This window comes from Microbacterium sp. (assembly GCF_031178445.1).
Classification (GTDB): domain Bacteria; phylum Actinomycetota; class Actinomycetes; order Actinomycetales; family Microbacteriaceae; genus Microbacterium.
The window spans coordinates 40527-50308 of the sequence record NZ_JAPSIY010000014.1; the positions used below are offsets into that span (position 1 = coordinate 40527).

Annotated in this window: 8 protein-coding genes and 1 tRNA gene; 5 read left to right on the top strand and 4 right to left on the bottom strand. The window is 68.8% G+C overall.

Translation table 11 applies throughout. The features are described 5' to 3' along the window. Nucleotides 1-18: 18 nt before the first annotated feature. The 3 genes from RIN43_RS15460 to RIN43_RS15470 are packed head-to-tail and all read right to left on the bottom strand — an operon-like array spanning nucleotide 19 to nucleotide 2912. Nucleotides 19-1698, bottom strand: coding sequence for a bifunctional 3'-5' exonuclease/DNA polymerase (locus tag RIN43_RS15460; RefSeq protein WP_309129818.1), 1680 nt, complete (start codon nucleotides 1696-1698; stop codon nucleotides 19-21). A gap of 58 nt (nucleotides 1699-1756) precedes the next feature. Further along, a complete protein-coding gene (locus RIN43_RS15465) occupies nucleotides 1757-2488 on the bottom strand; it encodes a C4-type zinc ribbon domain-containing protein (RefSeq protein ID WP_309129819.1) in 732 nt (243 codons plus the stop codon). 10 nt (nucleotides 2489-2498) lie between these two features. Next, nucleotides 2499-2912, bottom strand: a complete 414-nt coding sequence (locus RIN43_RS15470; protein WP_309129820.1) for a YchJ family protein — start codon at nucleotides 2910-2912, stop codon at nucleotides 2499-2501. 81 nt (nucleotides 2913-2993) lie between these two features. On the opposite strand from RIN43_RS15470, the gene RIN43_RS15475 reads away from it, so the two are divergent. The 4 genes from RIN43_RS15475 to RIN43_RS15490 all read left to right on the top strand — a co-directional run bounded on the left by RIN43_RS15475 (nucleotide 2994) and on the right by RIN43_RS15490 (nucleotide 6619). Then, a complete protein-coding gene (locus RIN43_RS15475; protein ID WP_309129821.1) occupies nucleotides 2994-3833 on the top strand; it encodes an aldo/keto reductase in 840 nt (279 codons plus the stop codon). Nucleotides 3834-3902: 69 nt separating this feature from the next. Next, nucleotides 3903-5066: an acyltransferase gene (locus RIN43_RS15480; protein ID WP_309129822.1), complete on the top strand. Its 1164-nt coding sequence runs from the start codon at nucleotides 3903-3905 to the stop codon at nucleotides 5064-5066. Nucleotides 5067-5077: 11 nt separating this feature from the next. Further along, nucleotides 5078-5151, top strand: a tRNA-Val gene (locus tag RIN43_RS15485). 76 nt (nucleotides 5152-5227) lie between these two features. After that, nucleotides 5228-6619, top strand: a complete 1392-nt coding sequence (locus tag RIN43_RS15490) for a PLP-dependent aminotransferase family protein (protein ID WP_309129823.1) — start codon at nucleotides 5228-5230, stop codon at nucleotides 6617-6619. A 27-nt stretch (nucleotides 6620-6646) separates the two neighbouring features. Here the strand turns inward: RIN43_RS15490 and RIN43_RS15495 are convergent, their stop codons facing one another. Then, complete coding sequence (locus tag RIN43_RS15495) at nucleotides 6647-7270, bottom strand: LysE family translocator (RefSeq protein WP_309129824.1); 624 nt, start codon at nucleotides 7268-7270, stop codon at nucleotides 6647-6649. Between the two features lie 262 nt (nucleotides 7271-7532). Between RIN43_RS15495 and aceE the strand changes: the two genes are divergently transcribed. Further along, nucleotides 7533-9782 (top strand): pyruvate dehydrogenase (acetyl-transferring), homodimeric type (gene aceE / locus RIN43_RS15500; RefSeq protein WP_309129825.1); only part of this gene is annotated, 2250 nt, incomplete at its 3' end.

Consider the following 9782-nt stretch of genomic DNA (forward strand, 5'->3'; position numbering starts at 1 on the left):
CGCCCTTCGATTCTACGGTCACTTGCCCGCATCCTGCCCGATACGCAGGTCGAGGGGCACATCCACTGCGAATCCGGGAAACAGCCGACGGGTGGCGGCGTCCGCGGCTGTTCGGATCGCATCCGCTGCGGCGTCGGCCTGGCCGGCAGGGCAGTGGACGATCACCTCGTCATGCAGGAAGAACGCCAGATGGGCATGTCCACCGAACACCGGCCCGGATGCGGAGGCGGTCGACGTTGCGGCCGGGAGCGCCATCAGCCGATGCCTGATCTCGGCCAACCACAGCAGCGCCCACTCCGCCGCAGTCCCCTGCACCACGAAGTTGCGTGTGAAGCGGCCGCGATCGCGCGCCCGGCTGCGCGCGCGTGACTCCTCTGCGCCGGCGGCATCGGGTCCGCTGGCCTCGGACTGGGACCTGCGCCAGTTCTCGTCCGGGCGCGGCGAACTGCGACCGAGGAGGGTACTGACCACCCCGCCCTGTTCGCCTGTGCGCGCCGCAGCATCGACCAGCCCCATGGCTCGGGGGAAGACGGCGCGCAACCGCGGCACCAAACGTCCGCTCTCCCCCGTCGTCGCACCGTACATCGCCCCAAGGACGGTGTACTTCGCCTCCTCGCGCGTGGCGACCGCACCCGAGCGCACGATGCCCTCGTAGAGGTCGGCACCGCGCGCGGCGTCTGCCATGGCCGTGTCCTTCGACATCGCGGCGAGCACCCGGGGCTCGAGTTGTGCGACATCGGCCGCCACCAGGGTCCAGCCGGGATCGGCGCGCACGGCCCGGCGCAGCTGGCGCGGGATCTGAAGGGCGCCGCCTCCTGATGAAGCCCAGCGCCCGGTGACCACACCGCCGGTGAGATACACCGGCCGGAACCGGTCGTCCTGCACCCATTCGTCGAGCCACGTCCAGCCGTTCGCCGCGAACAGTCTCGCGAGTTTCTTGTACTGCAACAGCGGCTCGATCACCGGATGCTCGACGCGGGCGAGCTCCCACCTTGAGGTCGACTCCACGAAGATCCCGGCCCTGTGCAGTGCCCTCAACAGCCTCGGCGGGCTGTCGGGATTGACGCTCTCGTCCCCCAGCAGCTCGGCGATCTGCGCAGTGAGCACCGCCATCTTCGCCGGCCGCGCACCGCGCATGGGCCTTGCGCCCAGCTGTTCGTTCAGGATCCCGAGATGCACGTCGCTGCTCCACGGCAGACCGGCCGCAGTCATCTCCTCGGCGACGAGCGCCCCGGTCGATTCCGCGGCGCACAGCAGCGCCAGGCGCGAGTCACGCGCGCGCCCGAGCGCATCGGTCTGGCGCATCCATTCGGCGTGCACCTCAGCGAAGCGGTCGCCGTGCGCGCCCGGCTCGACGTCGAACAGTCCCGGCTGTGCACGCTCCTCTTCGACCGGATCCTGTCGTATCCAGAGCGCCGACGGCGGCAGAGCGGGGTGCAGTGCATCCGTGTCGCGGAGGATCGCATGGCACAGGATCAGGTCGTGCGCCCGACGCAGGCGCACGCCTGCGGCCAGGAGCGGCGGGTAGAAGCTGCGCAACGAGCGCACGATCCAGCGCGGCGTCCTCGCGTGTTCGATCGAACGGATCCGATCGGGGAGCCCTCGGTCAGAGACCCGTTCGACGAGGACTCCCCCGCCGGCGGGGTCGATGTCGCCGAGCATCCAGCCATCGCCCCCATCGGCGCGCGCGACGATCACGGAGCCTGGCGCGGCCGGCGAGCCTCCGTGGATCACGGACGCGAATGCCGGATGCGGTTCACAATCCCGACTCGTCGGTGCGCACCAGGATCGCGCCGCACTCCGGGCAGGAGACCACGTCGTCGGGCGCCGCGCGACGGATCTGGGTGAGGTCGGTGCCGGAGAGCACCATGCGGCATCCCTCGCACACTCCGCGTCGCAGCAGACCCACTCCGATGCCGCGGGAAGCACGACGCTCGTACTCGGCGAGCAGATCGGCGGCGATGCCGGAGGCCAGCGCTGCGCGGTCGCGGGTCAGCTGCTCACCCTCGGCCGCGGCGGCTGCCATCGCGGCTTTCGCGTCGGCCGTCAGCTTCGCGCCCTCGGCGTTGGTCTGGTCGATCAACGCCTGCTGCGCGTTCACCGCCGACTCTGCTTCCTCCACGCGTCCCATCACCTCGAGTTCCGAGTCCTCGAGGGCGCTGAGCCGGCGGCCGAGGCTCGCGATCTCGTTCTCCAGTGCCTGAGCCTGCTTCGAGTCGGTGGCTGCAGCCAGCCGCTCGGCGTCGCGGTCGCGGCGCTGCTCGGCCAGCTTCACGTCGGATTCCAGCCGACTCAGCTCGGTCCGCGCATCTTCGAGTGTGCCGGCGAGCGCGGTCAGCTCGCGCAGCTGAACCTGCCTGACTCCCGCCAATTCGTTGATCCTCGCCCCCTGCTCCGGCTGAGTGCGAGCGCGCTCAGCCTGCTGGATGCGACGGTCGAGGTCGGCGATGTCGAGCAGTGCGCGCTGGTTCTCGGGAGTGGATCTCACGTTTCCGACTTTATCGGGTCGATGGCCGCACGTCGCCGTCGACGTAGAGCCAGACGCGCTCCTCTCGCACGAACCGGCTCCGCTCCCGCAGCGCACCCCGCCCCTGGCCGTCGCGGTAGAACGCCTCGAACTCGACGACGCCTTCCGCGTCGAAGGGACCTCCGGCCTCGTGCCCGAGGATGTCCAGTCGCAGCCATCGCGTGCCGGCGTCGAGGCCGAGGTCGCCGGGCCGGGTCGAGGGGTGCCAGGTGCGGATCAGATGGGCGGCGTCGCCGATCGCGAAGGCGCTGAAGCGAGAGCGCATCAGTCGCACGGCGGTCGGGGCGATCCCCGACGCGATGACCGGCCCGCAGCAGGAGGCGTACACGTCTCCGCTCGTGCAAGGGCAGCGGTCGGTGTCGGCGGGCGTGGCGGACGACGTCATGCATCCATGGTGGCAGGCCGTCACCCGAACCCGCCCGTAGGCTGAACGCACGACTCAGGACGCTCGCACGAAGGAGAACCGATGACCGCCATCCACGAGTTCACCGCACACAACGGCTTCCGGCTTCCCGCCGTCGGCCTGGGCACCTACGGCCTGCGCGGAGAGGAGGGCGCGGATGCGGTCGCCTCCGGCATCACCGCCGGGTACCGCCTGATCGACACCGCGTTCAACTACGAGAACGAGGGGATCGTGGGCGCGGGCGTCGCTGCATCGGCTGCGGCCCGCGACGAGCTGATCGTGACGACCAAGCTGCCCGGTAGGCATCACGCGGCGCACAAGGCCCGCACCAGCATCGAGGAGAGCCGGAGCCGCCTCGGACTCGATGCGACCGATCTGCACCTGATCCACTGGCCGAACCCGAGTGTAGACCTCTACGCCGAGGCATGGCGGGCGCTGGTCGACGCGCAGCAGCGCGGCACAGTGCGTCAGATCGGCGTATCGAACTTCCTCGAGACGCACCTCGACCGCATCGAATCCGAGACCGGAGTACGCCCGGTGGCGAACCAGATCGAGGTGCACCCGTACTTCCCGCAGGAGGAGGCGCTGGCGTTGCACGCCCAGCGCGGCATCCTCACCGTCGCCTGGAGCCCGCTGGGGCGCGCGAAGGAGCTGCTGCAGGAGCCCGTGATCGTCGAGGTCGCCGCAGCGCACGACATCACGCCGGCTCAGGCCGTGATCGCCTGGCACGTCGCTCGCGGCACTGTCGCGATCCCCAAGGCGGCGACGGCCGACCACCAGAGGTCGAACCTCGCCGCAGCATCCGTCGTGCTCGATCCCGCCGAGGTGGCGGCGATCACGGCCCTGGGACGTGCGGACGGTCGCCTGTTCGACGGGGACCCCGCGACTCACGAGGAGATGTGAGCTGCGTCACCCCCGTCAGTGCGCCGACGGCGACACCAGGCCGAAGCCGCCGCTCGTATACTGACCGGGATGCCCGAGCACAGCGAATCCACTCCCTCCGACGCGCCCACCACCAGGGCTGAGGCACGCCGCAGCGCCGAAGCGTCGCGCGCCTCCGCATCCACCCCCAGCGCGCCGGCTTCGCGGCGTGGTGCCGACATCAGCCGAGCGCTGGAGCGTCATGACCGGCGCATCGGGTGGATGGATCTGCTGCGCGGACTGTCGATCCTGCTTGTGATCCTGCACCACAGCACGCAGATCGTTGCCTACCGCATCGACGAGGTGCCGGCCTTCTTCGAGTTCCTCAGCGCCTTCTTCGCGCCCTTCCGCATGCCGATGCTGATGTTCCTGTCCGGGCTGCTGGTCGCGGGATCGCTGAAGGCTCCGACAGGACCCTACATCTGGGGCAAGGTACGGCGGATCCTGTGGCCGATCGTCGTCTGGACCCTGGTGTACGCGGTCTCGGAGCGAATCGTGGGGCAGGGCGACTACATGCCGTGGGAGCTCGGCTTCTGGAACACCTACCTGTGGTTCATGCAGTTCATCTTCGCGTACTACGTCATCGCCCTTCTCATCCGCTGGGTGCCGGTCTGGGCGATGGTGGCGGTGCCGTTCGTCGCGATGTTCTTCATCCCGGGGGATCTCGAACTGCTGCAGCGGTTCTTCTACCTCATGCCGTTCTTCTTCCTCGGTGCCTTCATCGAGAAGCACTGGGATCAGTACGCCCGCCTGCTCCATGTCGGACTCGCTTGGGCGCTGCTCGTGATCCCGGTGGCGATCGCGGTGTACTCGGGACTCGACGACCGCTGGGCGCGGGACGCCGGCGCAGACGGCGGCGGCGGTCTCTGGTACGACCCGGTGTGGGCCGCCCCGGCGATGCTCGGGATCCTCATCCTGGTGCGGCTCACAGCTTCGGCACCGGACGTCCGCTGGCTCGCACCCGTTCGTTTCGTGGGCCGGTACTCGCTGATCTACTACGTGTCGCACTATCCTGTGTTCGCCGCGCTGGGCTGGCTCGCGATGAAGGCCGGCATCTCGGACCCCGGCATCGGGCTCTTGGTGATCTTCACCGTCACGGTCGCGGTCTCGACGGGCTTCGCGCTGCTCGGCCGGCGGATGCCGGTGAGCCTGCTCTTCGAACTGCCCAAGCGCATCAGGACTGCCAGGAAGACGGCCCCTGCCCACAGTCGCTAGAGTGGTGGTACGCGCCTATAGCTCAGTCGGCTAGAGCGCCACGCTTACACCGTGGATGTCGGGAGTTCGAGTCTCTCTGGGCGCACCGTCCCGCCCTCTCGTCCGCATCCCGCCCGAGCGAACGCTGCGGCCCTCGCCGCCTGGTCTGAGATCATGACCGGATGAGCGGTTCGAACTTCCTCGGCCTCGATCCGAGTACGGCTCCCTCCCGGGGCCGGACGACGTGGCTGACGGATCGGCTGCGGGATGCCCTCGCGACCGGAGCGCTCACACCGGGCGCAAGGATGCCGGCCACGCGAGCACTCGCCGATGAGCTGGCGTTCTCTCGCGGCACCGTGGTCGAGGCGTATCGCCGGCTCAGCGAGGAGGGGCTTCTGGCCGCCAACCGGGGCGGCGGGACCGGCGTCGCCGCGATCCCGATGCCGCGCGATCGACACGGGTCGTCTCCTCCTTCGGAGCCGGCGACCCGGGAGCTGCTGAACATCTCCGAGGGAGCACCCGACCTCAGCGCCTTCCCTCGGGCGGCATGGTTGCGCGCAGAGCGGCGGGCGCTGGCGACTGCGACCGCGCAGCAGCTCGGATACGCCGACCCGCAGGGCGCGCCCGAGCTGCGCACGGCACTGGCCGCGTGGCTCGCGCGCAGCCGCGGCGTCGCCGCCACCCCGGGACGCGTCATCGTCACCGCTGGCGTGACCGGCGCGCTGAGTCTGCTGTCCCAGGTGCTTCGCTCGCACGACATCACGACCTGTGCGATCGAGGATCCCGGCGCCCACGGCAACCGCCGCATCCTGGGGCACTGGCTCGATGGACTGCATCCTGTGGCCGTCGACGACGAAGGGCTGGATGTCGCTGCCCTGAGCCGCACCGGTGCACGCGCGGTCCTCGTCACCCCTGCGCACCAGTTCCCCACCGGCGTCGTGCTGTCACCGGCCCGCCGTCGCGCGCTGATCGCGTGGGCGGAAGGGGTGGACGGCTTCGTCATCGAGGACGACTACGACTCGGAGTACCGGTACGACCGCGCCCCTGTCCGCGCCATGCAGAGCACCGCGCCGGACCGGATCATCCACATCTCCAGCCTTTCGAAGGTACTTGCGCCCGCACTGAGGATGGGCTGGATGATCGTCCCCGAGCGGCTTCACGAGGAGTGCGTCCGTACGCGCTGGGCCACTGACCTGGGATCGCCGTCACTCCCCCAGCTGGCATTGGCCGACATGATCGAAAGCGGTGCGCTGGAGCGGCAGCTGCGCTCTCTGCGCCTGCGACACAGGGAACGTCGCGACGCCGCAGTGGCCGCGATCCGCCGATATCTGCCAGGTTGCAGGGTCGAGGGCATCGCAGCCGGGCTCCATCTCGTCGTCGGGCTCCCCCCGCACCTCGACGACGCCGCTATCGCCGCACAGGCTGAGGCCGAGGGCATCGCCGTCCAGCCGCTGTCCGCCCACCGGTCCCTGCCTGGATCCCCGGGGCTGGTGATCGGCTACGGCCCTCACCCCTCCGCAAGGCTCGACGCGGCGATCCGCGTCCTCGGGCGGCTGGTCGCGACCCAGCCATGACTGCGCTGCGTCACCCGCTGGCAAGCATCAATGCCGCGTGAGCGCGAGCATGAGCGCCAGCACCACGAACGACAGCGCGAACACGCGACCGACCCAGCGCATCACGGTCGGACGGCCGACGACGTGACGACGCAGCCACGCCGCGCCGACAGCGTAGATCGAGAAGATCAGCATCGTGATCGCCATGATGGCCGCACCGAGCGCCGTCATCTGGAGCACCGCGCCATCGGCAGAGGGGTCGACGAACATCGGCAGGAACACGAAGAAGAACACGGTGAGCTTCGGATTCAGCAGGTTCACGAGCACGGCGGTGCCGATCACCTTCCACTCCGTGCTCGCTCTTCCCGACCGAGCCGTGGAATCGCCAGGGGCCAGGACACCGGTGTGCCGCCAGGCGCCCCAGGCCATGTAGACGAGGTACGCGACGCCCGCCCACTTGACGGCTTCGAAGGCGACCGCGCTCGCCGCGAGCACGGCTGCGGCGCCGGTCAGTGCGAGCGCGAGATGGGGAACGATCCCCAGCGTGCAGCCGAACGCGGCGACGACTCCCGCGCGTGCCCCGCCAGCGAGCCCTGCCGCGATGGCGAACAGGGCGCCCGTTCCCGGCGTAGCCGTCAGCACGATGGTCGTCACCCAGAATTCTGCGCTCATGCGCCCAGACTCGCGGAAGGTATGGCCCGGCAGAAGGACCAACTGCGCGCCATTCTCATGGTCCAAAGTGCGACGTCCGGCATCTTCGTCGATGTACCCACCGCTGTCCCGCCCCGCCGATCGGCGCACCATCCGATTGCGCTCACGCCCCTCCGAGAGGGATAGGCTGAACACAGCGCGCGTTGTGCCGAGTCGACAAGGCTCCCCTCGCCGCTTCCCGTTTCCTTGGCACGACCTGCCAGCATGACGAAAGGCTCCACCCGTGACCGTGCACGACCAGGATCCGTACTCCCAGGGCCCCCTCGACAGCGATCCGGAAGAGACCGGCGAATGGCAGCAGTCGCTCGACGAGCTGGTGGACGCCAAGGGCCACGGACGCGGCCGGGAGATCATGCTCAGCATGCTCAAGCGCTCCAAGGAGCTGCACCTGGGCGTGCCCATGGTCCCGACCACGGACTACATCAACACGATCGCCCCCGAGAACGAGCCCGACTTCCCCGGTGAGGAGGAGATCGAGCGCCGTTACCGGCACTGGATCCGCTGGAACGCGGCGATCACGGTGCACCGCGCTCAGCGTCCCGGCATCGGCGTCGGCGGCCACATCTCGACCTATGCGTCCTCCGCGTCGCTGTACGAGGTCGGCTTCAACCACTTCTTCCGCGGAGCCGACCACCCCGGCGGCGGAGACCAGATCTTTATCCAGGGGCACGCCTCCCCTGGCATCTACGCGCGCTCATTCCTCGAAGGTCGCCTCGGCGAGCAGGACCTCGACGGCTTCCGTCAGGAGAAGTCCGCGGCGCCGCATGCGCTGTCCTCGTACCCGCACCCTCGCCTGATGCCGGAGTACTGGCAGTTCCCGACCGTGTCGATGGGCCTCGGCCCGATCAATGCCATCTATCAGGCGATGTCGAACAAGTACCTCGAGAACCGCGGTATCAAGGACACGTCCGACTCGCATGTGTGGGCCTTCCTCGGCGACGGCGAGATGGACGAGATCGAGAGCCGCGGTCAGCTGCAGGTCGCAGCCAACGAAGGGCTCGACAACCTCACCTTCGTCATCAACTGCAACCTGCAGCGCCTCGACGGGCCTGTACGAGGCAACGGCAAGATCGTGCAGGAGCTGGAGTCGTTCTTCCGCGGCGCCGGCTGGAACGTCATCAAGGTCGTCTGGGGCCGCGAGTGGGACGACCTGCTCGCCCGCGACACCGAGGGCGCTCTGCTGAACATCATGAACTCGACGCCGGACGGCGACTACCAGACCTACAAGGCCGAGTCCGGCGCATACATCCGCGAGCACTTCTTCGGCAAGGATGAGCGCGCCGCCGCCCTGGTCAAGGACCTGACCGACGACCAGATCTGGCACCTGCGCCGCGGCGGTCACGACTACCGCAAGGTGTTCGCCGCATACAAGGCGGCCATGGAGCACAAGGGTCAGCCCACCGTCATCCTCGCGAAGACCGTCAAGGGCTACGGTCTCGGTCCGCACTTCGAGGGTCGGAACGCGACCCACCAGATGAAGAAGATGACGCTGGAGAACCTCAAGACCTTCCGCGACACGATGCAGATCCCGATCACGGACGCGCAGCTCGAGGAGAACCCCTACCTGCCGCCGTACTACCACCCGGGCGCGCAGGACGAGACGATCCAGTACATGCTCGAGCGGCGAAAGGGCCTGGGCGGGTTCCTCCCGGAGCGCCGGTCGAAGCACGTCGCGGTGAGTCTTCCGGACGACTCCGCTTACGCGCTGCCGAAGAAGGGCTCCGGCACGCAGGAGATCGCCACGACCATGGCTTTCGTCCGACTGTTGAAGGATCTTCTGCGATCCAAGGACTTCGGACACCGCATCGTGCCGATCATCCCCGACGAGGCACGCACCTTCGGCATGGACGCATACTTCCCGACGGCGAAGATCTACAACCCGAACGGCCAGCACTACACCTCGGTCGACCGGGAGCTGCTGCTCGCGTACAAAGAGAGCCCGCAGGGCCAGATCGTGCACGTCGGCATCAATGAGGCCGGCGCCGCTGCGGCGTTCACCGCGCTCGGCACCAGCTACGCCACGCACGGTGAGCCGCTGATTCCGATCTACATCTTCTACTCGATGTTCGGCTACCAGCGCACGGGCGACGCCTTCTGGGCCGCTGCTGACCAGATGACCCGCGGTTTCGTGATCGGCGCCACCGCCGGCCGTACCACGCTCACCGGCGAGGGACTGCAGCACGCCGACGGGCACTCGCCGCTGCTCGCATCGACCAACCCGGCGACGGTCACCTACGATCCCGCCTACGGCTACGAGATCGCGCACATCGTCCGCTCCGGCCTCGACCGCATGTACGGCGGCCAGCACGAGGACCCGAACGTGATGTACTACATCACCGTCTACAACGAGCCGCTCGTGCAGCCGGCTGAGCCGGCCGATGTCGATGTCGACGGCATCGTCCGTGGCATCCACCGCGTCGCTCAGGGCGAAGGCGAAGGTCCTCGCACCCAGCTGTTCGCCTCCGGCGTCGGC